Annotated in this window: 23 protein-coding genes and 3 tRNA genes; 4 read left to right on the top strand and 22 right to left on the bottom strand. The window is 62.5% G+C overall.

Going from position 1 to position 23,708, the window contains the following annotated elements; genetic code table 11:
• Positions 1-3: 3 nt before the first annotated feature.
• The 8 genes from DESUT3_RS10415 to DESUT3_RS10380 form a co-directional block, all read right to left on the bottom strand.
• Positions 4-765 carry a 7-carboxy-7-deazaguanine synthase QueE gene (locus tag DESUT3_RS10415; protein ID WP_221252411.1) on the bottom strand — a complete coding sequence of 254 codons (762 nt, stop codon included), beginning with the start codon at positions 763-765 and terminating at the stop codon, positions 4-6.
• Positions 737-1,108 carry a 6-carboxytetrahydropterin synthase QueD gene (gene queD, locus DESUT3_RS10410; RefSeq protein WP_221252410.1) on the bottom strand — a complete coding sequence of 124 codons (372 nt, stop codon included), beginning with the start codon at positions 1,106-1,108 and terminating at the stop codon, positions 737-739. Before queD ends, DESUT3_RS10415 begins: the two co-directional genes overlap by 29 nt.
• Positions 1,109-1,136: 28 nt before the next feature.
• Positions 1,137-1,328: a DNA gyrase inhibitor YacG gene (locus DESUT3_RS10405; protein WP_221252409.1), complete on the bottom strand. Its 192-nt coding sequence runs from the start codon at positions 1,326-1,328 to the stop codon at positions 1,137-1,139.
• Positions 1,329-1,497: 169 nt separating this feature from the next.
• On the bottom strand, positions 1,498-1,944 hold the full coding sequence (locus DESUT3_RS10400) for a hypothetical protein (RefSeq protein WP_221252408.1): 447 nt from the start codon (positions 1,942-1,944) through the stop codon (positions 1,498-1,500).
• A 311-nt stretch (positions 1,945-2,255) separates the two neighbouring features.
• A tRNA-Gly gene (locus DESUT3_RS10395) sits at positions 2,256-2,330 on the bottom strand.
• Positions 2,331-2,358: 28 nt separating this feature from the next.
• The gene (locus tag DESUT3_RS10390; RefSeq protein WP_221252407.1) at positions 2,359-3,675 is read right to left on the bottom strand and encodes a tRNA nucleotidyltransferase/poly(A) polymerase family protein; all 1,317 of its coding nucleotides are present in this window, start codon (positions 3,673-3,675) and stop codon (positions 2,359-2,361) included.
• 66 nt (positions 3,676-3,741) lie between these two features.
• On the bottom strand, positions 3,742-5,046 hold the full coding sequence (locus tag DESUT3_RS10385; protein WP_221252521.1) for an aminotransferase class I/II-fold pyridoxal phosphate-dependent enzyme: 1,305 nt from the start codon (positions 5,044-5,046) through the stop codon (positions 3,742-3,744).
• Between the two features lie 146 nt (positions 5,047-5,192).
• Complete coding sequence (locus DESUT3_RS10380; protein ID WP_221252406.1) at positions 5,193-6,071, bottom strand: GerMN domain-containing protein; 879 nt, start codon at positions 6,069-6,071, stop codon at positions 5,193-5,195.
• Between the two features lie 213 nt (positions 6,072-6,284).
• On the opposite strand from DESUT3_RS10380, the gene DESUT3_RS10375 reads away from it, so the two are divergent.
• Positions 6,285-7,181 carry an AEC family transporter gene (locus DESUT3_RS10375; RefSeq protein WP_221252405.1) on the top strand — a complete coding sequence of 299 codons (897 nt, stop codon included), beginning with the start codon at positions 6,285-6,287 and terminating at the stop codon, positions 7,179-7,181.
• Between the two features lie 46 nt (positions 7,182-7,227).
• On the opposite strand, the gene DESUT3_RS10370 is transcribed toward DESUT3_RS10375, so the two are convergent.
• The 14 genes from DESUT3_RS10370 to DESUT3_RS10310 form a co-directional block, all read right to left on the bottom strand.
• Positions 7,228-8,154 (bottom strand): ABC transporter substrate-binding protein, encoded by a 927-nt coding sequence (locus DESUT3_RS10370; RefSeq protein ID WP_221252404.1) that lies wholly within the window; start codon positions 8,152-8,154, stop codon positions 7,228-7,230.
• 84 nt (positions 8,155-8,238) lie between these two features.
• Complete coding sequence (locus DESUT3_RS10365) at positions 8,239-10,353, bottom strand: porin family protein (RefSeq protein ID WP_221252403.1); 2,115 nt, start codon at positions 10,351-10,353, stop codon at positions 8,239-8,241.
• A 53-nt stretch (positions 10,354-10,406) separates the two neighbouring features.
• The gene (locus tag DESUT3_RS10360; protein ID WP_318836022.1) at positions 10,407-11,384 is read right to left on the bottom strand and encodes a DmsE family decaheme c-type cytochrome; all 978 of its coding nucleotides are present in this window, start codon (positions 11,382-11,384) and stop codon (positions 10,407-10,409) included.
• Between the two features lie 86 nt (positions 11,385-11,470).
• Positions 11,471-12,559 (bottom strand): MlaD family protein, encoded by a 1,089-nt coding sequence (locus DESUT3_RS10355; RefSeq protein WP_221252402.1) that lies wholly within the window; start codon positions 12,557-12,559, stop codon positions 11,471-11,473.
• A gap of 1 nt (position 12,560) precedes the next feature.
• A complete protein-coding gene (locus DESUT3_RS10350; RefSeq protein ID WP_221252401.1) occupies positions 12,561-13,436 on the bottom strand; it encodes an ABC transporter ATP-binding protein in 876 nt (291 codons plus the stop codon).
• Between the two features lie 12 nt (positions 13,437-13,448).
• Positions 13,449-14,225: an MlaE family ABC transporter permease gene (locus DESUT3_RS10345; protein WP_404827045.1), complete on the bottom strand. Its 777-nt coding sequence runs from the start codon at positions 14,223-14,225 to the stop codon at positions 13,449-13,451.
• Positions 14,226-15,713 (bottom strand): hypothetical protein, encoded by a 1,488-nt coding sequence (locus DESUT3_RS10340; RefSeq protein WP_221252399.1) that lies wholly within the window; start codon positions 15,711-15,713, stop codon positions 14,226-14,228.
• 74 nt (positions 15,714-15,787) lie between these two features.
• Entirely contained in the window at positions 15,788-15,922 is a 135-nt protein-coding gene (locus DESUT3_RS21140) for a hypothetical protein (RefSeq protein WP_264082198.1), read from the bottom strand.
• A gap of 1 nt (position 15,923) precedes the next feature.
• Positions 15,924-16,892: a tetratricopeptide repeat protein gene (locus tag DESUT3_RS10335; RefSeq protein WP_221252398.1), complete on the bottom strand. Its 969-nt coding sequence runs from the start codon at positions 16,890-16,892 to the stop codon at positions 15,924-15,926.
• 31 nt (positions 16,893-16,923) lie between these two features.
• A complete protein-coding gene (locus DESUT3_RS10330; protein ID WP_221252397.1) occupies positions 16,924-17,754 on the bottom strand; it encodes a hypothetical protein in 831 nt (276 codons plus the stop codon).
• Positions 17,751-18,902 carry an acetoin utilization protein AcuC gene (locus tag DESUT3_RS10325; RefSeq protein ID WP_221252396.1) on the bottom strand — a complete coding sequence of 384 codons (1,152 nt, stop codon included), beginning with the start codon at positions 18,900-18,902 and terminating at the stop codon, positions 17,751-17,753. The genes DESUT3_RS10330 and DESUT3_RS10325 overlap by 4 nt, the downstream gene beginning before the upstream one ends.
• A gap of 122 nt (positions 18,903-19,024) precedes the next feature.
• A complete protein-coding gene (locus DESUT3_RS10320; protein ID WP_221252395.1) occupies positions 19,025-19,822 on the bottom strand; it encodes a cytochrome c3 family protein in 798 nt (265 codons plus the stop codon).
• A gap of 207 nt (positions 19,823-20,029) precedes the next feature.
• Positions 20,030-20,107, bottom strand: a tRNA-Glu gene (locus DESUT3_RS10315).
• Between the two features lie 38 nt (positions 20,108-20,145).
• Positions 20,146-20,220: transfer RNA gene (locus DESUT3_RS10310), tRNA-Gln, on the bottom strand.
• Positions 20,221-20,460: 240 nt separating this feature from the next.
• Here DESUT3_RS10310 and DESUT3_RS10305 point away from each other — a divergent pair.
• Genes DESUT3_RS10305 through DESUT3_RS10295 form a run of 3 tightly spaced genes read left to right on the top strand, consistent with a single transcriptional unit; the run spans position 20,461 to position 23,656 of the window.
• A complete protein-coding gene (locus DESUT3_RS10305) occupies positions 20,461-21,321 on the top strand; it encodes a branched-chain amino acid ABC transporter permease (protein WP_221252394.1) in 861 nt (286 codons plus the stop codon).
• 8 nt (positions 21,322-21,329) lie between these two features.
• The gene (locus DESUT3_RS10300; RefSeq protein ID WP_221252393.1) at positions 21,330-23,159 is read left to right on the top strand and encodes a thiamine pyrophosphate-dependent enzyme; all 1,830 of its coding nucleotides are present in this window, start codon (positions 21,330-21,332) and stop codon (positions 23,157-23,159) included.
• A complete protein-coding gene (locus DESUT3_RS10295; RefSeq protein ID WP_221252392.1) occupies positions 23,156-23,656 on the top strand; it encodes a 2-oxoacid:acceptor oxidoreductase family protein in 501 nt (166 codons plus the stop codon). The genes DESUT3_RS10300 and DESUT3_RS10295 overlap by 4 nt, the downstream gene beginning before the upstream one ends.
• Positions 23,657-23,708 lie beyond the last annotated feature (52 nt).

Genomic DNA, 23,708 nt, shown 5'->3' with positions numbered 1-23,708 from the left:
CCCCTATAGAACACCTATGAAGCGGTGGGTCTGCGGAATGACCCGGGTGGCGGGGTGAATGGCGGCTGCCAGAGTCTGCATATCGAGCAGCATCCGGCTCGTCAGGGTAATCTTTCCGTCCCGGGTCACCGGCTGCAGAATCAGTGGCACCTCCGGGGCGCCCTGATGGACCAGGGTTGCCGCAGCGGCGATCTCTTCGTGCGGGGTTTCTTCCCCGACCACCACCTTGACCTGGCAGTGGGTCCGCCGGGCCAGCCGCAAAAACTCACGATGCTCCCGCTCGGGAAAGGGCGCGCCGGTCTGCGAGGGGAGTTTGAGGTCCATGGCGACCGAAAACAGCTCGGGCACCAGCGGTGCAAGGGCCTCGGGCAAGGTGCCGTTGGTTTCCAGGTGCACGGGAAGGATCTTTTTCAGCGCCGGTACCCAATCCCTCAGCAAGGCGCCCTGGACGAGGGGTTCGCCTCCGGTCAGGCTGATGGAATGGTGGACCCCGGGGGAACCCAGGTGCCATTGATGAAGAATGGTGCAGAGCGTTTCCAGGGAGACGGGGTTGCGCAGGCTGCGAAAATTCCCGGACCCTGGAGCGTCCTCGATGCGGCAGCTGTCGGTGGGTTCAAAGGGGGTATCGCAGTAGGCGCAGGAGAGGTTGCACAGGGCCATGCGCACGAATATCTGCCGGCAGCCCACCAGCAGCCCTTCCCCCTGGATGGAGGAAAAGACCTCGATCAGGCTGGCCTCAGTCGGCGCTGTAGCTGGCGCAGGCATGGTCGGACTCCCAGACGTTGACCTTCGCAACCCTGACGTTGCCGTCGTTGAGCCGCTCGCCGATCCGTTCGAACAGGAACCGGGCGATGTTTTCCGACGACGGACTCATCTGGTCGAAGGGGGGGACCTCGTTGATGTACTTGTGGTCGAGCAGGTCGAGCACTGCATTGGTTTCGCGCTTAAGCACCTTGAAATCGATGCCCAGACCGGCCTTGTCCAGGTCCCGGGCGGAAACGGTCACTTCTACCTTCCAGTTGTGGCCGTGCAGGTTCTCGCAGTCCCCCTGGTAGTTGATCAGGTTGTGGGCCGCGGCAAAATGGGTGTGGATGGTCAGATGGTACATGCTGTCTCCTGATTGGCCGGCTGGCCGATTATTCTCCACTTCCGGGTTCTTCGGGTTCAACCCGCTCTCCCGGTATGCGGTAATCCTCCTCTGCCCAGCGTCCAAGATCGATTAGGCGGCATTTTTCCGAACAGAACGGCCGGTTGGGGTTGCCTTCCCAGCCGCCCCGGGTGCCGCAGCGCGGGCAGCGGACCTTGAGGATTTTGACTTTTTCAACCATGATCGAAACGTTTCGCTTCTTCTCTAAAGCCTACTCGATTCGGCGACGTATTTCCATTTTCGCCTCGCCGGCTGCTTCATCCTGCCGTCGGGCGCCCGACTATACCTGCCCGGGTCGGCAGAGGCAACAGAAAATTCTCCCGGCGAGTCGGCGGGTCCCCGGACGGGATTCAGCGTTTGGCAACCGAACGGAAAACCACAAGCACCTCCGCCTGGGCCGGACCCTGCAGCCGCACCACCTGCATCCGGTAGCCCTTAAAGCCCGTATAGTTGTGGCGGGTACCGTTCGCCCGGGTGAAAGAGATGCCATCCCTGCCATTAAGCACCTCGGTCACCGTCGCCGGCCAGCTGCTGCCGAAGGACCCGGTGCGGACATACCCACTGCCTTCCTGGGCTGAAACCAGCTGATCGATGGAGGCGAAATGCTGCCCGACCGCAACGGTTGGAACGGAATTGGCTTCTGGCGATGCCGGTCGAACTCTCAGCGTATCCCCGCTCCGGCTGATTTCCCCGGTGGCTTCCGGCTGGACGTGCACCACCGAGGCGGGCATCAGCCGCCAACCCGCCACCAGCAGCAGGATGACGAGGACAAGTTTCCAGAGGTTGCGGATTGCCATAAGCTGCTCACCTGGATGCGACTGCGGGCCAGGACTTGAAGACCGGGGATAGATCCGCCGATATTTCGATCCGGTTATTGGTGGTGCTCATCAACGGGTTGGGATAGATGGCCAGATCGATGTCGGCCCGCTTGTGGGTCCGGCCGCCCCCCCTCCTCTCACCCGCGAATATCTTGACCGCGCCGGCTCTTCCCTTCCGGTGCAGAGGAGGGAATTGATGGGCCCCGAACCGGGGAAGGCTACCCGGCGAGGGGAAATTTGCACAAAAAAAAGAGCCGGCCGTGAACAGCCGACTCCCTTGAATTGTTGCTTGGAGCGGGAAACGGGATTCGAACCCGCGACCTTCAGCTTGGGAAGCTGACACTCTACCACTGAGTTATTCCCGCTCAATGGAGGCCGATTATATGAATCGCCCTACCCCTTGTCAACGATTTTTTTCCCTTCTTCGGCCAGAAACCGGACAGCCTGCTCGCGGGTTTGGATCCGCCCGGCGATTTCCTCTGCGCGCACCTTCTGGAGCAGTTTTCCAACCACCGGCCCTGGCTTGAGGCTGAGATTTTTCTTGATCCAGGATCCATCCAGGAGATCGGGAACCTGGCCTTCAGAACAAAGGTCCAGATAATCCCCGGAGGTCACGAGCAGGGCCTGGCGAAGCTCGACGGAGGGTTCTGAAATCAGGGCCAGGAAAAGCAGGGCCTCGACGGGTCCGGGTCCCAGGGTTTCGGCCCACAGGGCCCTGGCGCGGGGTTTTGCAGGAAGTTTGCGCAACTGTGTTTCCAGGGTTTTCTGCAGCCCGACCAGGCTTTCGACCACAGCAACGTTGCGGCGGCTGAGCCGCAGCCTTTCGGCAAGCACCGTCCGCAGCTCCTCGGTTTTTCGCCAGCGCAGACAGGCGGCAAGCCGCAGCAGCCCCGCCCTGGTAAAGCCGTCGCCGGCCTGGTCTTGAAGCAGCTTGCGACCAGTGGGTTCCTCGTCCAAATTCCTGAGCCCTCGTTCGGAGAGGTGCCGCAGCGCCTCCTGGTCGGTCCGGGTCGCTTCCTTTCCCCCAGGGCCGAAGAGGGTCTGCATCACCCCCAACTGCTGCCAAAATGGGTAGGCGGAATCGGCGGCCTCGCAATTCAGGGTGGCGGCCAACTCTTCGCGCACCCGCTCGGGTGCGCACTTCCCGACCTGGGGGGCGGCATCGGACATGGCGCCAAAGGTTCCGGGTTCGATGGAGAAGCCGAGCTGGACGGCGTGCCGCACTCCGCGCAGAACCCGCAGGGGATCGTCGGCAAAAGCCCCTTCGGCACAAGCCCTGAGCAGCCGTTTTTCCAGGTCGCCGCGGCCGCCGAGCAGGTCGTGTAGCGCCAGGGCCGCCCCTTGCGGTTCCAAATGGCAGGCCAGGGCGTTGACGGTGAAGTCCCTGCCGCGCAGGTCGGCCTCAAGATCCTCGCCACGAAACGGGGCGAAATCGTAGCCGAGCATCGCCTCGGCGGTTTTCACCACCACCCGGCTTTGCTTACGCTCGGCATCGAGCATAAACCAGCGCCCCTTGATTGCTCGGGCGAAGGCTTGGGCGAGTTTCGTCGGGTCGCCGGGGGTGGCGAAATCGAAGTCCTTCACCTCGCGTTCCAGCAGCAGGTCGCGCAGCGCCCCGCCGACCAGGTAGCAGGCGCGGCCGGGACCGGACAGCTCAGGCAGGGCCGGCAAGACTCCGGCCCTGGTCAGGATTTGGCGAAGCTTATCCACGCGGGGGCGGACTCCGAAAAAAAAGAGGCCCGCACAAGGCGGGCCTCCGTGGTTTCAGACGGCGGCTCAGGCGAGGTCCTGGACAGCCTTGTAGATCAGGTCGAAGAGTTCCTCGATGTTCTCCTCGGCGATGCAGGAGAAGGCGATCCGCAGGTCGGTCTTGCCGATGGAGATGGCGCCCACCCCGTACTTGTCGAGCAGGTGAACGCGAAGCGTCTCGGCATCGACCTTGTTCAGCTTCAGGCACATGAAGTAGCCCGAATTGAACGGGTAGTAGCTCCAGGCGCTGTCGTACTTGCCGCTGTCGAGAACCTGCTTGGTCTTAAGGGCCCGGCCCTTCATGACCTGAAACTTCTCTTCCTTCTGCTCGAGGAACTTGGGGGAGCGCAGAGCCTCGATGACGAAGGTCTGCGAAGGGTGCGGGCAGTTGGAGATCTTGGCGCGGATGATGCCCATGGTCTTCTTCTCGAGGGCGGTCATGACCGGGGTGTTCTCGTAGTCGTTGCCGTCGGCGAAGGTGATGAAGCCGGTACGGAAGCCCCAGACGAACTCTTCTTTGGTTGCGCCGTCGAGTTTGATGGCGAGGATCCGCGGATGGAGGTTGGACAGCTTGCCGAACAGCGACTCCTTCAGGGAGTCTTCGTAGAACAGGCCGAAATAGGCGTCGTCGGTGATAGCCACCACGTTGCAGCCGCCCTGAGCAACTTCGAGGATGGCGGCGACGATGGCGTCGCCCTCGGCGACCGTCGGGGTGTAGCCGCTGGGGTTGTTGGGGAAGTTGAGCAGCACCACGGCCTTGCCCTTCTCCTCGGCGGTGTTTTTCAGAACGGCTTTGAAGGCTTCCACGTCATAGCCGCCGCTCTCGGTGAAGGTCGGGAACTTTTTGACGATGCCGCCGTTGCAGGTGCTGAAGGTCAGGTTGTAGTTGCCCCAGAGCATGTCGGGCAGAACCACGTGGTCGCCGACGCCGACGAACATGTCGCCGACGATGGAGAGGCCGTGGGTGAGGGCGTTAGTCACCACCGGGTTGGAGAAATGCTTGCCGGCCATGCTGGGGTTTTCCCGCAGCATCTTCTCGCGCCAGAGGCTGCGCAACTCGGGCTTGCCAGCCGGCGGCGCATAGGGGTAGATGTCCTTGGGGTCGAAGGCGGAGAGCTTGTCCTGGATGCACTGCAGGAACATCGGGCCGCCCTTTTCGGTGGCGATGCCGATGGTGGCGTTATACTTGTGGGCCTTTTCCTTGGCCTCGGCGGACTGGGTGAGGATCCCCTTGGGGAAGAAGAGGTTCTTTCCGAGGTCGGAAAGCATCTCGAGAACGTGAGGGCTGTGCTGGGCGAGCAGTTCGTTGAGTTCTGCGGCAAGTGGGTTCATCATATCCTCCCGGAACGATTGATAATCCGCCCGATCCCGCTGCTCGAGAACGGGCGGTGAAGCACACCAAAAAGGCATTAAATCTGATTGGTCGCGGGTTGTCAACGGGAATATGGGAGCAGCTTCATGGATACGCGGGGCGGCCCTCAGGGGTGCTCCATCCGCATGAGCTGGAACATCTGGTCCCCCTTGCTGGAGCGTCCCTTGAAGTCAGTCACCTCCCAGGCGACCCGCACCGGCATCCCCTCGCTGACGGACTGGGTGGCAGGGGGGTGAATCACCACCGCCATGTTGAAGATGGACTGGAAATATTCCCCTTCGATCCGGTTTCCGGCCTGGTCGGTCAACTGGATCTGCTGGATGGTGACCGGACGATCGAAGTATACCGAAACCTCCTCAGGGGCCGGCCGCTGCTGCTCCCAACTGGCGAGCACGCCGAGGACGACGGGGTTGCCGGGAGCGGCGACATCCTCGGGCGATGGGACATAGCCCGCTTCGGAGCCGGGCAGCGGGTTGCCCGAGGCAGTCACGATGAGCTTGGCCACCCCGGGAAATTGCACCAGGCTGTGCCCAAGGGCCGCTAGAATCAGCCTGGCTCGCTGCGGCTCGGCGGCGAGATCTCCCTGGCCGGTCAGATCGACAATGACGGTGTCCTCCTGCTGACGAAGGCCAAGCAGGGTTGTGTTCTCGGCGAACGGGCTGGCAACCCCGACCCGGGCCGCGGCCCCTTCGTCCACGGTGATCAGCCGCTCCACCAACTGGCGCATCTGCTCCTCCTGCTTGAACAGGAACAGGGGCAGCGGAACCACCTTGCCTTCCTGGGTCGCCGCTGGCAGAAAGCCGACCAGGGCGAAGCAGGCTCCCTCCTGGGGGTTGGGTGCTTCACCGAAGTGTGTTTCATAGACCGCAGTGGCGGTAATCCGACCTTCCCGGGCCGGTTGCTGGTCGCCACGCCGGCAGCCGCTGGCCGCCAAAACGGCGCCGGCCAGGATCACGGCCAGGGCGATGTGAAAAACCTTGTTCATTTTACTCTCCTGCGGGTGTTTAATGTTTCGGGGGGTCTGTTTACCATGAAAGCTATCAGCTTTGCCACCTCTTTCAATCCTCGGCGGTTGCAACCCCCATGCGCCCCGTGCTAGTTTCCGCCTAGCCTGTTTCACTCATGAAAGTCATTGCGGCGGTTTCAGTCGCAGCCGGCATGAAGGATGAGGCTACATACCCCCTTGCGGAGGCGGCTCATGCTGTTCATCGAGATCATTCTGCCCGTATTCCTGACCATCCTGGCCGGCTTCGTCCTGGAGAAGAAATCCTCCCTTGACTTTCGCACCCTTACCAACTGTTCGCTCTACCTGTTCGTCCCGGCGCTGATCTTCTCGGCCCTGATCAAGCGCGAAATCCGCTTCGACCTGGCTTTCGATCTGTTCCTGTTCATGATTTTCTACACCCTGGCGATGCTGGCTCTTTCGGTCGTCATCGGGCGCAGCCTGCGCATGGACCCGGACACCCGCGGAGCCCTGTCCCTGACCACGGTGGTGATGAATTCGGGGAACTTCGGCCTGCCCCTGGCGTATTTCGCGTTTGGCGATCCGGGACTCGAGGCCTCCATCCTGATCTTTGTCCTGTTCAACATTCCCCTGAGCACGTTGGCCATCGTCCTGGCCCAGGGCTCCGCGGCATCCTTGCGCGAGGCGCTGGTCAACACCTTCAAGATCCCGCTGTTCCACGCGGTGGCCCTCGCCTTTGCGGTCAAGGCCCTGCAGGTCCCCTGCCCGCCCTTTCTGCTCCGCCCCCTCGAACTGCTGGGGCAGGCCGCCATCCCCTTGATGCTGGTTCTGCTCGGCATGCAGCTGGCCCGCACCCGGCTGCAGCTTTTGCCCGGCTTTCTCTCCCTGGCCACCCTGCTGCGCCTGGCCATCGCCCCCCTGGTTGCCCTGGGGGTAACCGGCGTGCTGGGAATCCACGGGTTGGAGAGGCAGGTGGCGATCCTGCAGACCAGCACTCCCTCGGCCATTCTCCCCCTGCTCTACTCGCTGCGCTTCGGAACCCGTCCCGACCTGGTCGCCGGTGCAATATTCGTCACCACGCTGCTGAGCGCCGTTTCTCTGACCGTTCTGCTCTACCTGCTGCAGGGGTGAACCGGGATTTTTCGGGGAGGGAACTGGAGGAGCGCTGACCAATCCGCTACTGAACGACCCGGGTGGCCATGCTGAGGGCTTGAAACGGGACCTTCAGGTGCAGTTCCCGGGCGGTTTTGAGATTGATGACCAGGGCGACCCGCCGCGGTGATTTGACGCTGAGCCTGCCGGGCTTGCTCCCGGAGAGGATCTGCATGACGTAGGAAGCCGCCACCTCTCCCTGCTCGAGCGGATCGGCCTCGAGGCTTATCATCCCACCCAGATCGCAGATTCCGGGCACCTGGGAAACCACGGGAAGGCCGGCCTGGCGGGCATATTGGAGAACCTCGGGGGCCGACAGATGGACCACCGGGCTCTCCGAAACAAATATGGAGTCGAAATCACCGGCCCGCTCCGCCAGAAGCGCAGCAGCGTCCTCAGGGCGGCGCACGTCCAGGGGCAACAGCTCGAACCCCTCTCCGGCAGCCAGGTCACCGAGTTTTCGCAGTTGCAGGGACGACCCCTGGTCGATGGACGAGTAGAGGACCGCGAGCTTTTTCAGGGGGTAGATCTCCCGGAAGGTTTTCACCAGGGTCTCCAGGGGCGTATTGCCGCTGATGCCGGTTATGGTCCCCCCGGGGGGGTTGTCCTTGCCGACGATGGCCAGGCCGACCGGATCAAAAACATCGGCGAATACCAGGGGAATCCCCCGGGCTTCCTTTTTGGCCACCAGGGTGGGCGAAGCGCCGTAGGTCAGAATCAGGTCGGCCCCGATCCCGACCGCCTTGCGGATGCTGTTGGCCCAGGAGATGGGATCGGGGTTGGGCGTCTGCACGTAGATCTGGACTTTTTCCTTATCATAGCCGTTGGCTTCCAGGGAGTGGACGAACGCCTCGTGGGCCAGCCTGTAGCGGGGCAGGTCGCCAGTGATGATCACGGCAACGAATCGCTGCTCGGCCGCCTCGGCGACGGCCAGGCTGAACAGGAGCAGCACGAGGGCTCCCGCTGTCAACACTATGAACCTGGCTGTTCTGGACAGGAATATGGCCACTAAATCTTCCCTGAGGCGTTTCCGGAGTTACCAGCTTCGGGCCAGGCTGACCATGTAGACATGTACCGTTCCGTCGAACTTGTCATGATCAACCTCATCGTAATCGCTGAAGTTATAGCGCAGGGACCAACGCCAGTTCTTACCTGCCGTCCAGTCCATGCCTGCCTGAAAACCGAGCTGGCGCAGATCAACCTCGCTGAGCTCCCGGAGTTCCCCCGAATCCACCGTGACCGGGTCCGGAAAACCAAACAGGGTCAGGTCCCGCGATGAAAAATCCGGATCGAATTCGGAATGGGACCGGGAGTAACGCGCCTCACCCAACAGTCTCAGGTCCTCGAACACCCTCCAGTTGGCGGCAAGGGTCGCGGTGTGAACGCTTTGCGAAAAGCGGGCGTCCTGTTCGAGAAAGCTGGTATTCAACGGATCACTGCCATACACCAGGTCCTGCAGGACTCTCTTCCCGAAAAATCCGTAATTCAGACTCAACCCCAAAGTATCCACGGGATTGGCCCAAAGACCTGCGGTCAGGCTCTGCTGGTCGCTGCGCCGGTCCAGTTCGAAACGGGTCAATTGCCCAGAGGGCTCTTCGAACTGGTTGATTTCCGAATGGTTGTTGCGGTCTTTCTGCAGCCTCGCGTTGGCCAGGGCACCCCAGACGGGCGACGGGGACCAGGCCACGCTGGCGAAAACCTGGTGGCCCCGGTGTGGGGTGGTGGCGTAGGCCGGATCGTCGGAGGTCTGAAACTGGTACCAGCCGTTCAACTTGAGGGCTGTTCGGTTTATCGGTCGGGAATAAAAGGACAGGCGATAGCGGTTGATATTCTCCTCTTCCGGCAGTTCCCAGACCGGGTCGATGGCAAAGGGGGATGAAAACTGCGGTTCCACTGGACCGCCGGTGTTGCCCCGATGCAGCTCCCTGCGTTCGAATTCAGCCTTCAAGGTCAGTTTACGGGTCGGTCGAAACGAGGCCTGGGCGGCATAGATGCCCCGGGTGAGGTCGACATTGTCCCGTACCTCGACCTCGCTCTCCAGCCCGGCAACGCTGAGCCGGTCGCTGTTGCTGCTGTCCTGGTCCAGCATCCGGTAGCGGAAATTGAAGGTCCAGAACTCATTGGGGGTCAGGGTGAGATCACCGGCCGCCTTGCGGAATTCGGTCTCCGCCTCCACCGGCCCGAAATCCGCCGGGTCGGAGCGGTTCTCCCGTTTGCCAAGGGTGAAGGCGGCCGCTCCGACCAGCCCTCCGGAAACCGAGGTGTGGGCCCGCAGCGTGCTGGTCAGCAGACGCGAATCCGGGGCGAAGTCATGCTGGTAGGTACCGGGATTGCGAAAGGTCGTGGGCGGGGAGAGGGTGCTGAGCAGCCCGCCGAAGCTGTCCTGCGGTGCATCTTCGCGCTCGCGGAATTCGCGGATCACCTGTTCGAATCCCAGGTCGATGAATCCCAGGTGAGCGTCGAATCCGGCCGTCACCTCCTCGGTCACCTGGTCGAGTTTTTTCCGCCTGCTCTGGACGTGGCACTGGTTGCAGGAGCCGGAACCGGCGGCATCCCCCTCCTCGAGGTAGGAGAGCTGGACGCGCCCCTGGCGGTCGAGTCTCCAGTAGCCGAGGTTGAAATGCAGCGGAAAACTCGGCAGCCGGGTGCGCAGGGCGACCCGGTTCTGCTTGACCTCCACCGAGTAGTCGTCGCCTGGTTGCCGGTCGGAAAAACGGACCCAGGGAGTCGCCGGCGTTGCCGGCTTGAGGGCGTCGTCGCGCTCGGGGGGCGCCGCGGGAAAATGATCGAGATTATGGAACAGGGCTTCGGAGGAGGCGTGCAGCCGGACCAGGCCTCGGTAATCGATGTCGGCCTCGCCCTGGAAATCCGACTCGTTGCGGAATGTTCCGTCGAGCCGCAGCCGGTGGTTGGGGAAGAGCGCCTTGAAACCGAGCCCCAGGGTCGCACTCGAGTGCAGCAGGCTGTATTCGGCGGCCCGGCCAGGATTGCCGCGGGTGCTGACGAAACCATAGCCGGGCTCGAGACTCCCTTCGAGAAGGGATTTCTTCAGCGAACTCTCCTCCTGGCCCGAAGCGCCGGGGGGGAAAGCCAGGGCCGCGGTCAGGGCCAGCAGGATCAGGCCGATTTTTTCAGAACCAGAAAAAATCATGGCGCCCTCCTCGAATAATCCACTACGGCCGAGCCCCCGTGGGAGCTGCCGCATCACCGGGAAATAAAGCTCCCTCGCCCCTTGGCGGAAGGGACGTCGGTGCCGTGGATCGATGAATGACAGTCGGTGCAACGCGAGTAGAATGCTCCCTTGAAATTCTGGTCGGCCAAGGCGGGAGCAAAAAAGCCGTCGAGGTGGCCGCTGTGGCACTGCAGGCAAAGAAACGGCTGGGATGAATTCAGCAATGGGTTGTTGGGCGAACCGTGGGGGCTGTGGCAGTTGCCGCAGTTTTCCGTCAGGTCAGCGTGCTCAAAGACAAAGGGCCCCTGGTACTGCATGTGGCAGCGGGTGCAGACCTCCTTCTGGGTCGCCCCCAGCAAGCTGCCGCTCTGGGAGCCGCCATGAGGGTCGTGGCAGTCGATGCAGGCCATTTTGTTTTCGGGAACGGGATGATGCGAGAACTGCAGAAAAGCCATGCGCACGTCCTGGTGGCAGCCGTAACAAAGGGCGTCGATCTCCTTGCGGCTCGCCTTTTGCTGGGGCCCCTGGTGCAGTTTGTGGCAATCGAAGCAGCTGACCTCGCTGTTGGCGTGGATGCTGCCCGCCCAATTGTGCAGCGCCGGGGTGGAGGCTGCGGAATGGCACTTGAGGCAGATCAACGACTGGGCCTGGGAAGGGAGCTTGTCAAACTGCAGCAGGGTCTCGAAATCGCACTTCTCCTTCCCCTCGAGGTTGGCGATGGCGAGGCTGCCCGGGCCGTGGCAGGATTCGCAGTTCACCAGCGGCAGGCCGGTCTCGACGGCGATCTGTTCGCCGTGCACGGAAAGCTGGAAATCGCGGAAAATCTTCTCATGCTTGTGGCATTTGCCCAGGCAGTTGTCGTTGCCTACGTAGTCTGCGTCCAGGCGGCCGACGATCATTCTCTCGTATTCCCGGACGGGCATGAGCGGGTGGTCGGAGCGGAGAAACTGCAGGTCGGTGCAGGCGCAGGCCAGGCTGGAGAGCAGCAGCAACAGAACCAGGTTTCTCACGTGTCAACCTCCCATCCCCCAAATTCCCCCGCCCCCCCCCCGGAGCACAGCAATGGAGCGCGGTCGGGCCGAGGGCTATCGGCGTCTCAGAACAGGGTGCCGAGCACCACTCCCAGCGCGGAAAGCGGGCCGGTGTCGCTCATGCCGTCGACGGTTTTTTCCACTTTGTGCAGGGTGGTCTTGGCTTCCCGGTACAGGTCGTCCTCGTTGATGAGCCGGCCCACGGTACCCTGCCCATCGTCTATCTTGGCGGCGATGCTGCGGATCCTTTCCATGGCCTGGCGCGTCTCCTGGTAGAGACCGTCATCGTTGAGCAGCAACCCCAGGGTCCCCTCCCCCTGGTTGATCTTGGCCGCGATGGCGCGAATCTGCCCCAGGGTCTGCTGGGCCTCGTCGTACAGGGATTCGTCGGTCAGCAGTCGGCCCAGGGTCCCCTGGCCTTCGCGCAGACGGCCGGAAATGTCTCGCAGGTTGGCCAGGGTCTGCGAGGCCTCGTCATACAGCCCGGGGTCGTGAAGCAGGCGCCCGAGGGTGCCCTCGCCCTTCTCGATGCGCCCGAGAATCTTCCGCAGGTCTCCGACACCGACCTGCAGATCCTGGTAAACCGAGGGATCGTTGATGATCTTGCCCAGGGTCCCGGTCCCCTCATCAACCTTCCGGGTGATGCTTTCGAAGCGCGAAATGGCTTCGGCAAAGGGCTGTCGGCTCTCGGCCACCAGGTCAGCCAACTCTCCCAGCACCCGCTCCTGGTTGCGGTCGAAATTGGTGATGAGCTGATCGATATTGGCTCTTTCGCGCGAAGGCACGGAGGAGCCAGGCGCCAGTACGGGGCTTGCCGCGGAACCGAAGCTCAATCCGAGAAACTGCCCCCCGAGCAGGTTGGTCTGGCGGATTTCAGCGACGGTGTCCTCCTTGATGGTGGTCCCTTCGGTGACGTAGAAATCGATCCGCACCTGCTGTTCGTCGATGTTGATGGCCTTGATCTTGCCGACTTCCACGCCGGCCATGCGCACCGGGTCCCCCAACTTGATGCCGACCGCCGAATCGAACCGGGTATTGTAGCTATACTGCGTTTCGAAGGGGCGCCAGTCTTCGACCAGTTCGATCATTACGCCGAGGGCAATGATTGCGATCAGGAAGAAAATCCCCACTTTTTTCTCTATGGAAAGGGCCATCTCAATCTTCCCCTTTGATCCCCTTGGTGGTTGTGTAGATGAAATTTCGCACGATGGGGTTGGTGCTCGCCTTGATCTGGTCGGGGGTGCCGACCTCGACGATACCGTCCTTGTTGATCATCGCGACCCGATCCGAAAGATACAGGGCAAAATTCAGGTCATGGGTGACAATGATCGTGGTCAGGTTGACGCTCTGCTTGAGGTTCATGATCACTCTGGCCAGCTCGTCCGAAGTGACCGGATCAAGTTCCGCGGTCGGCTCGTCGTACAGTATGAGGTCCGGGTTCATGGCCAGCGAGCGGGCGATGGCGACGCGCTTTTTCATCCCCCCTGACAGCTCGGAAGTCAGCATCGCTTCCTTTCCGGCGAGCCCTACCAGCCTGAGTTTCTCGCGGATGATCCGCCTGATCCGCGATTCGGTGCAGATCCGGTTTTCGCGCAGCCAGAGACCGACGTTTTCCCCCACGCTCAGTGAATTGAACAGCGCCGAGGATTGAAACACCATGCTGTAGCGGTAGTTGCGCGGAACCTTGGGGTTTTTTTCGTGGATATCCTGCCCGTCGATCAGGATCCGGCCGCTGTCGGGAGCTTCGAGCTTGACGATGTGCTTCAGCAGCACGCTTTTTCCAGTGCCGGACGGACCGATGATGGAAAAGGTTTCCCCCGGCTCGATTTCCAGGCTGATGTTGGTGAGAACCCGATTGTCGCCAAAGGATTTGCAGAGATTTTCGATGCGGATCCCCACCCCGCGCGACTCCTCATAGGTCGATGCGCAGTCGCTGCCATTGAAGATGGAGGGTGTGAAACCGTGCAGCAACTTGCTGAAAAAGTTGCTGCGTGATTTGCCGTTATTGCCTGGGGGCGAAGATTGCGCCATGAACGAATCGCCTCACATCATGAGTCGGGTCAGAAAATAGTTGGCGACGAAAATCAGCAAAAAGGAAACGACCACGGCCCGGGTGGTGGACTGCCCGATCCCGCGCGCCCCGCCACTGGTCTTGAAGCCGACGTAGCACCCGACATGGGCGATGATCCCGCCGAAAATGGTGGCCTTGCAGAGTCCCTTGAAAATCTCCTGATAACCGATGGCCCGAACCATGTTGTCGTAATAGACGCTGAATGGGACGTTGATGACCGGGTTGACCTCCGCCACCAGCCCGCCACCGGCGATACCGACGATCATGGCGAACACCACCAGGGCCGGCACGGCGAACAGGGCGGCCAGCAGTCTGGGCATGGCCAGGTAGCGGACCGGGTTGATCTCGAGGGTCTTCAGTGCGTCGATCTCCTCGTAGATCTCCATGGCCCCGACTTCGGCGGCCATGGCCGAACCGATGCGTCCGGCCACCAGCAGGCTGGTCATGACCGGCCCCAGTTCCTTGACCATGGAAAGGCCGACGATGGCGCCGATGACCTCCTGCGAACCGTAGAGGGCCAGTTCCGCCCCGGTCTGCAGCGCCAGCACCATGCCGACGAACAGGGCCATCAAGGAGGCTATGGGGAGAGTCCCCACCCCTATTTCATGCATCTGCCGAAAAATCGCCGGCAGGTTGCGGGGGGCTTCCTTGAAATAGTAAAGGGTCTCCGCCAACAGAAAGAGCATCTCCCCTGCTGTCTGCGCGGTCCCGAGGATTTTTTTCCCGATGGCTTCGAACATCGCTGCAATCTATTCGCTCACGCCAGAAGTTGCGGCAGAAGCAGGAGCCCCCCACTGGATGGCCCAGGGGAGGTAGAAAAGGTTTACACGGTTTCCCCGGGCACCGCTTCGATAGCGAAACAGGCCCTTGACCAGCTTGAAATCAGTCCCCAGGCCGGACTCCCTGCGAAAACTGAACAGCGGGAACACTTCCATGGCCAGATCATCCCCCTGCCGCTCTTTCCAGTAAAGGTTCCACAGCAGCGAAGACGCCTCGTTGCCCTGCCCGTCCCACTTGACCTGGTAAAGGCGCCACAGCGGAGCCCAGTTCCGCGCGAAGCCCTGGTTATCCGGGAAGAAGGGTTCAAGCAGCGACAGGGTGTGGAAGTGCGAAACCCCGCGGTTCTGCTCATAGGTGAACAGGGGCCAGAGGGCCGTGCGCCGCTTGCGGGGCCGCCCCTCGGCAATCACGGTTTCCTCCAGGCTGGAAAACAGGAAGTATAAGATCCTGTCCCGGCGCCGGTCAATAATCTCGGAATGGATCTCCTCGATTTTGTACACCGGCCAGAGAAACCAGCGCTTGCGCCTCTCCCCGACCCGCTCGTCGGCGTAAAAAGGAAGGAAGGTGTTCCCCTGGCGGGTCTCCCCCCGGGTGACCCGGAAGATCGGCCAGGGAAACTGCCATTCCTCAAAACCCTTGGCGCGGTTGTCTATATGGGCGAAAAAGGGCCAAAGCCAGCTGCGGGAAGTTTCCTGTGACGACTCCCGGCCCACGTACAGGGGAAACACGGTCCGCAACCGCTCGGGGTTCTCGGTGTCGAGGCGCAGATCGTAGCGAAAAAAGACCGGCCAGAGATAGAACCGTTTGCGATAGACCCCCTGTTTTTCGCTCGCCCCGTACAGCGGCCAGAGCTTGAACCCGCTTTCCTGTTCGCCGCGGATAAGGCTGAAAACCGGCCAGAGGATATTGGTGACCCTGGTCCCCTTCTTCAGGGTGCGGCCGTAGAGAGGAAACAGCGTGAAGCGGATTTCGTCTCGGCCAAACTTGTCGTAGATTTTACCTCCCAGGGGAAACAGGGCGAAGTATCGGCCTTTTTCCGGATGCTGGCCGTAGAAGACGAAGGGGAAGAAGAAAAATTCGTTCTCCTCGCCCGCCGCCTCTTCCCTGTCTTCGAAGTCGTACTGCAGGAGGTGGAACACCTGCCAGAAGGATTGATCATCCCCGGCTTTGCGCGTCGCCACCGGGTAGAGATACTCGCTGTAACGACTCCGAGCCCCATCGGTCGCGGTAAAGAAAAATGGGCGCAGGCTGTATTCACGCTCCTCGGCCTTGCGTTCGAACTTGAACAGGGGGCCGAGAAGATTGAGGCTTGTATAATCGGCTGCTTGCGAATGCCGATAATCGACCACCGGCCAGAACGTGAACACCTGGGCTGCCGTTTCGTCGGCAACGGCCCCTCCGGCCGAAAATAGAATTGCCAGCAGGGCCAGCCGGAACCCCCGAATCCAGCGTGTCATTAAAATTACGGCTCTCTGTTATTTAATAAAAGAATTCTGCGCAGATACTACCAACTGTGAACCAAGAAAACAACCTATTCCTTGGGGTGTTCGGTAGTCTCCTTGGCCCCGGTGGAGGTCTTTGCGCCACTGACCAGGCGCAGGACCAGGTAGATGAGCCCGCAGACCAGAACGATGAAAAAGACGTCTCCAAGGCTCCAGGCGCCCATTTCAAGGCATCCTCCCCTCCAGGATGGCCTCGCGCCCAGCCAGGGCAGGCGCAAAGCCGGGATCGAGCTCCAAGGCCTTTTCGAAGGCCTCAAAGGCGCCGCCGGGGTCGCCGTTGCGGGCCCGGCACATGCCCAGCAGGTGGAATACCTCGGGCAGGGGGAACTCGCTGTCCAGGATGTTGTTTTCTTCGAGGATTTCCAGAATGGTCGTCGCCTCGTGAATCTCCCCGCGCCCGAAGTGTTCCATGGCGGCCCCGATGGCCTCCAGGTCATCAAGCAGGGGGTGGTCGGGGACCTCCTCCCGGTTGATCCTGGCGATTTTCTCGCCCAGCGCCCCGCGGACGGTCGGTTCCTCCAGCAAATCGACCACTCCGCCCCAGCGCCGCGCCGCGGTGGGGTAGTCCCCCATCAGGTAGTCGATCTGACCGAGCACGTTGAGGCAGGTGGGGTTCTCAGGCTGGACGTTCAGCGAACGCTGCAGGTAGCCCATGGCTTTCAGCAGATGGGTTCGGGTCCGGGGCAGCTCGGCGAACATCATGCCGAGCTCGAAGCAGGACAGGCCAAGCTTTTCCATCAGCCCGGGGTTGCCGGGCTCGAGCAGGGCCAGAATCTTCAGGAAGTTGATCTTGCGCTGCACGTAGGCGGCATCGACCTCCTTATGTTCCAACATGACGATCTGCGCGCCGAGATCGGCAAGAAAATGGGGATAGGCCTCCTGCAGCAGCTTCGCGTAGCGGGTGGCGTGGGAATCGTCGGGGAACTGGCGGAGAAAGTCGTAGAGACCCTCGCCGATGACGTTGTCCGAGGGTTCCTCGGAGTCGATATCCTTGCGGTGGATCGGCAGGGGAATCTCGGGCAGCGGCACCTTCAGGCGCTGCGGGCCGACTTCCACGACCCGCCCCGCCGGGGGAGTCCAGAGCAGAAAATCTTTGGATTTGACACAATGCATCAGATTCAATTTCGCAGACATCAATGACATTCCTTAATGTAATGCATGAGATTTAAAACCGCCGCCCGGGAAAGGTGTCGATGCCGGCATCGACACCTATGGTCTTGTAAATCTTCACCCCGTCCCAGGCCTGCTCCATGACCCCGTCGTGAATGGCCCAGCTCCTCCCCCTGACGGTCCGCTCCATGCCCCGAAGGCGAAAGGGCGTCGACCCGTCGAGTCGCCGGTAGAGAAGTCCCCCGGGCTGGAATTCCCGGTCGATCCAAAGCATGAGTTGTTTTCCCGTGATATAGTCGAACCCGTATTTTTCGTAACGGATGGCATTATTATACGACAAAGGTTCGGCAACAATGGCATCGATCCCCAGGGAGTCGACGAATCGTTCAAGCCGGGAAAAGAACCTGGAAAACAGCTTAAGCCCCCTGCGCACCTGGTTGGGCGAGAGCCCGGCCCCCAGAGCCTTCAACTCCTCGGGCAGGTTGCGCCGCAGGGTTCCGAAGCAATTGTCCCTTCCCGAGAGGTCGACGTCGATATCGAAGCGCGGCGAGTCGGGATCGTTAATGATGCAGAAAGCCAGTTCGATCTGCCGGTAGGGGGTATCGGCGAGCTCGACGAAGAACAGGCAATCCCTGTCGGCGGCACTGCGCCGCAGCTCAATTCGCAAGAGCCCGAGGCCGCTGGGGCAGACAAAACGCACCACCCGCTCCCCGCCTGCATTGCACAGGGAAACCGGATCGATGGCAAATCGGTCGAAAACCTCACCCGGAATCAGCTGAAGGTAGATTTTTTCCTTTTCGGCCTGGTCGAGCCGGTTGATCTCCCCCAGGGAAAACAGGGGCAGCCCTTCGCCGTCGAGCAGGTGGTCGGTTCCCAGCCGGCTCACAGGGCTACCCTCCCGGAGATACCGTGCAGGGGGAAGAGCTTTCTCTCCAGAAACGCCAGGTTTCGCTCGAGGGCCTCCTGGGCGCTCGCGTAGTCATCGGGACGGGCCAGGCGCGGGGGGTCGCGAAGCAGTTCCCCTGCAAAGCCGAGAGCGCGGGCGGCGGCGCAAAACCCGGGAGGCAGCCGCTCGGGGACCGCCTGGCCGGTCATGACCGACCAGAGCAGGGCCCAGCAGCGGGCGACGTTGCACTTGTCGTATCCCCCGCCGCCGATGGCTGCCCAGGGCAGCCCGGTGGTCAAAAAGGCGCGGGTGGCGAATTCGATGGCGCCGGTGGTGAATTCGAGGCGGCTCAGCGGATCGGAGCGCAGCGTGTCGACGCCCATCTGGGTTACCAGCACATCGGGGCTGAAGGCCTCGAGAAGCGGCAGTACGATGCGCCGAAACGCCTGCTCGAAGATCAGATCGTCGGCATGGCGGCGAAACGGCACGTTGACCGAATACCCATAACCCCTGCCCTCCCCGAGTTCGTTGCAGAAACCGGTGTGCGGGAAAAAATCGCGGCCCGATTCATGGAGGGAGATGGTCAAAACCCGGTCACTCCGGTAAAAGGCCTCCTGGACCCCGTCCCCGTGATGCGCGTCGATATCCACATAAGCCACGCGCAGCCCCCGCTCGAGCAGACCTTGGATGGCAATCACCGCATCGTTCAGATAGCTGAACCCCGAGGCCCTTGCCGCATGGGCGTGGTGATGCCCCCCAGCCATGCTGAAGGCGGCGCGGCACCCGCCGTCCACCACCTGGCGCACCGCCTCCATGGTACCCCCGCAGCTCAGCAGGGACCATTCGTACATCCCCTTAAAGACGGGGTTTTCCACATCGCCGAGACCATAGATGAAGTTGGCCCGCGGATGATCTTCGCGGCTGAACTCCTTCAATGTATCCAGGTAGCTCTGCCGGTGGAAACACCCCGGCGCCGCCTCAGGCGCCTGTGGGGTTTCCACCATCTCGATCCCGGAGCCGTCCAGCAGGCCCAGTTCGCGGATCAACTCGTAGGTCAAGCGGTAGCGCTGCACCTTGAAGGGATGCTCGCTGCCGTAGGAATAGCCGTCAAAACGGCTCGAATAGATAAAGGCGAAACGCTCGCTCATATACAGGTCCCATCCACGCTGTCGTTTGTACACCGGGGCTCGACAAAGGTCAACTATTCAGGTGGGATAGGCGCGAATCCCGGCGCCAGACCGGGAGGGCCGATGGAGAGCGGCGGAGGGGACTATTTCAAGTGGCAGGCCAGGCAGAGGGCGCTGCCGCTGTTGCTCATGGTCAGCATGGCCGGCAGGGTCGAATAGGGATTGTGGCAGGTCACGCAGCCGAGCTTCCCGTCGGGAAACTGGATCTGGGCAGGGAGCAGGGACGCGGGGCGCAGCGACCTGTCCGCCTCGGCGGCCAGCGCATAGTCGAGGCCGATGGGATGAGCCCCGTTGCCATGCCCGGCGCCTGCATCCAGCGGATCGGCCAGTTGGAAGGTTGCCAGGGTGCCGATCGAGCCGAGGTGGCAGCCGATGCACTCCAGAGAGGCGTCGTCAGGCAGCGTCGAGGCGGGGCTGACCGCAGTGTCCAGCCGACCTCCCGGATGGGCCAGGAGGCCGACCCCAGCATGGCTCGCGCCCTCTCCGGCAGGCGCTTGGTGGCACTGCAGGCAGAACCCCCTTCCCCGCTCCGCTCCCCGCAGCAGAAACGGGTTTTCCGAGGTCGGTGGTTGGTGTGGGTCATGACAGGTGGTGCAAGTGAGCGTTTCTGCATTGGCACCGCCGTCGAGACTGGATATGCGATTCGAAAGGGGGATGTCCAGTGGGTGGGAAAAACCGGCAAAGGGCTGATGACAGCCGGCGCAAAGATGCTCGATGGGGGCGATGAACCGGTTCGCGGCGACGTCCCCCGGTCCGCCTGTGGCGTGGCAGCGGTCGCACTGGCCGGAGAAATCGTGCCCCGGCCACTCATCGGCAGAGACCGTTCCGAATGTTGAGTACAGCCAGCAGAGAACCAGGAGTGCCAGAAAAAGCCGTCCCATTCTTTCCGCCCCTTCAACCATCGCCGGTCACCGGGCCTGCTGCCGAAACACCTGATGACGGAAAACGAGAAAAGCATTAAGCCGCCCACATGCGCTTACTATAACAGAGGATAATAACCGGGCAACCGGAAGCGGGGATCGGGAGGGGAAAAGAAAAAGGCGGAGCTGACGCTCCGCCCATGTGCCTGCCCTCAGGCAGGCTGATAATGGTACGCCCAGGGGGATTCGAACCCCCGTCGCCGGCGTGAAAGGCCGGTGTCCTAGGCCAGGCTAGACGATGAGCGCATATCGAAACGGAAGCTCGCCTTCCGTCGTTTTCTGTTTGGCTGGGGTGCTAGGATTCGAACCTAGGAATGCTGGAGTCAGAGTCCAGTGCCTTACCGCTTGGCGACACCCCATCGAAGAGGGCCTGATTTTTAACAAAGAACAAAACCGGAGTCAAGCAAAATCAAAAAAAAAATTTCCCCGCCGAAAACGGCCTATTTACCGGGCGCTTTGGCAAGCCTTGCCAGGTACCCAGACAGCCCGGGAAAGCTTCGATGTTCTACCGAAAGAACGGCCAAAAGGCAAATTAATTCTTCTCAAACCGCCCCCGATTGGGGTATTTTCAACGGATTCTCTGCTGAAGGGGTTGTGGTTTGCTTCAGGATTTCCTCCAATTCACTTTTTCCGGCCTGACCAGCGGCGCCATCTATGCCCTGATCGCCCTGGGATTCTGCGTGGTGCACAACACCATGGGAATCGTCAATTTCGTCCAGGTCGATTTCGTCTCCCTCGGCGGCATGCTGATGTTTTCGGCCCTGTTCGCGCTGGGCCTGCCGATGCTGCCCGGCCTGCTGCTCGCGGTCGCGGGCGTGGCATTGGCCGCCATGCTGATTGAGCGCTTTGGCCTGCGTCCTTCCCGCTCCGATCATCACCTGGTGCTGATCTTTCTCACCGTCGGCCTGTCGATCATCCTGCGCGGGGTCATGAAGCTCGCCTGGGGGAAAAACCGCATGGCGCTGCCGCCGCTGACCCCCGACGAGCCGATCCGCATCCTCGGCGCCACCGTCCTGCCCCAGGCGCTGTGGATCCTGGCCCTGACCGTCGCGGCCATCGGCCTGCTGACCTGGTTTTTCTACCGCACCCCCCTCGGCCTGTCGATGCGCGCCGTAGCCTCCAACCCCACCGCCGCCGCAGTGGTCGGCATCCCTGCCGGCCGGGTGCGGCTCACCAGTTACGCCGTTGCCGGCGCCCTGGGCGGCCTGGCCGGAGTTCTGGTGACACCGATCACCACCCTCAGCTACGATGTCGGCGTGCTGCTCGGCCTCAAGGGCTTCGCCGCCGCAATTCTCGGCGGTTTCGGCTCTTTCCCGGGGGCGATCCTCGGCGGGGTCGGCCTCGGCCTGCTCGAGTCGCTCTCGGCGGGGTATCTCTCCAGCGCCTACAAGGACGTTGTGGCCTTCGTGGTGCTCTTGCTGGTGCTTTTCGTTCGCCCCAAAGGCCTGCTTGGAAAATGAAGGATAGGATGAAGAAACCAACCGAAGTCCAACTGTTGATGGGTAACGAGGCCATCGGCCGCGGCCTGATCGAGGCCGGCTGCCAGATCGCCACGGCCTATCCCGGAACCCCCTCCACCGAGATTCTCCAGGCGGTCATCGACCGCCGCTCCGAGGCCGTCGAAGCGCTGCACGTCGAGTGGTCGGTCAACGAGAAGATCGCCTTCGAGGTGGCGCTGGCCGCCAGCTACACCGGCAAGCGCGCCGCCACGGTCATGAAGCAGGTCGGGCTGAACGTAGCCGCCGACCCGTTCATGCGTACCGCCTACCTCGGCGTCAAGGGGGGGATGGTGACCATCGTCGCCGACGATCCCGGCCCGCACAGCTCGCAGAACGAGCAGGACACCCGGCTGTTCTGCCTGCAGGCGCGGGTTCCGGTGCTCGACCCGGCCAGCCCCGCCGAGGCCAAGGAGCTGATCCCGGCCGCCTTCGACCTGTCGGAGAAGTACGAGGTGACGGTGGTGCTGCGCCCGACCACCCGCATCTGCCATTCGCGGCAGAATGTGGAGCTGGCCGAACCGCTGGTCCTCGAGCGGCGAGCCGATTTCCAGAAGGACCCGACCCGCTGGGCGGCGACCCCGGCCTTTTTGCCGGCGCTGCACAAGAAGCTCAACGCCAAGCTCGAACAGATCGCCGCCGAGCCCGCGCTGCAGCCGCGCTTCACCGCCGGGGACGGCAGCCGGCCGCGCACCGCGCTGGTCGCCTCGGGGATCGTCTACGGCCACCTGGTCGACCTGCTCGAGGAGCTCGGCCTGGCCGGGAGCGTCGACCTGTTCCAGGTCATCATGCCCTACCCGCTTAATCCAGAATTCAGCGAGCGCCTGCGGGTCGATTACGACCGGCTGCTGGTGCTGGAGGAGACCTACCCGGTCATCGAGCTGCAACTGGCCCATCCCGGCGCCCGCGGCAAGCAAAACAGCGCGGTCCCCCGCGAGGGGGAATTGACCCCCGATGTGCTCCACCAGGCCCTGGCGGCGTTTCTCGAGCTGCCGCAGCCCGGGGAACCGCCGGCGGAGCGCCGCGGCCAGCGCCCCTCGCTCTGCCCGGGCTGCCCGCACCGCGCCGCCTTCTTCAGCATCAAGCAGTGTTTCCCCAAGGGGATTTTCCCCTCGGACATCGGCTGCTACACCCTGGGGATGAACCTGGGGGCGGTCAACACGGTGCACTGCATGGGCGCCTGCATCAGCCAGGGGGCCGGCTTCTATCAGGCCTACGCCCAGAACGGCGAGGTGCCGACCATCGTGGTCACCATCGGCGACTCGACCTTTTTCCACGCCGGCATCCCGGCCCTGATCAACGCGGTGATCCAGCAGGCTAGGATCATCGTGGTCATTCTCGACAACGCCACCACCGCCATGACCGGCGGCCAGCCGGTGCCGCACCTGGGCATCGCCGCCGGCGGCGGCCAGACCAGGGCGGTGGCCATCGAACCGCTGGTGCGCGCCTGCGGGGTCGATTTTCTCGAGGTCTGCGACCCCTACGACCAGCCGCGCTTCAGCGAACTGCTGCGCCGGGCGGATGACTTCACCCGCAGCGCCGAGGGCGGCGTCGCGGTGCTCATCTCCCGCCACGGCTGCCTGATGGACCGCCAGGTGGCCAAGGGCCAGGAGCGCTTCCTGGTGAAGGTCAACGCGGCCTGCATCGGCTGCCGCCGCTGCGTCGACCAGTTCGAGTGCCCGGCCCTGCTGATGGACGAGCAGGCCGGCAAGGCCCTGGTCAACCAGGACCGCTGCGTTGGCTGCGGCACCTGCATCGCCTCCTGCCCGGTCGATGCCATCACCAAGGAGAAGCGCTCATGAAGCAGCAGATCATCGTCAGCGGCATCGGCGGCCAGGGGGTCCTGTTTCTCACCCGGGTCATCGCCCAGGCGGCGGTCGACCTGGGCCTGCCGGTGCTCACCGCCGAAACCCACGGCATGGCCCAGCGCGGCGGCACCGTGCTCTCGACCATCAAGGTCGGCCCCTTCGCCAGCCCGCTGATCCGCGCCGGCCAGGCCGATGTCGGACTGCTGCTGTGGGATGCCAACCTCCCGGTGCATCGCCCCCTGCTTAAAGCCGACGGCCGGCTGTTCATCAATGCGGACCAGGCCGGCGACGGGGAGCGGGTCGATGCCTCCGGCGCCGCCCGCGAGCTTGGCAACCCGGTCCTCTCCAACCTGGTGCTGCTCGGCCTGGCCCTCAAGCGCCAGGCGCTGTTCTGCACGGTGGAGGACTGCGAACGGGCGATCCGCGCCCTGGCCCCGGCAAAATTTCTCGAGCAGAACCTGGCGGCATTCCGCAAAGGGATGGAAGCGTAGGGGCAAGGCATGCCTCGCCCTGGGCGACCAATAGGTCGCCCCTACGGAAGAT

It is taken from the genome of Desulfuromonas versatilis, assembly GCF_019704135.1.
GTDB lineage: Bacteria > Desulfobacterota > Desulfuromonadia > Desulfuromonadales > NIT-T3 > Desulfuromonas_A > Desulfuromonas_A versatilis.
The sequence above is the reverse complement of the archived record's forward strand: the minus strand, read 5'-3'. Positions and strand labels throughout refer to the sequence as shown.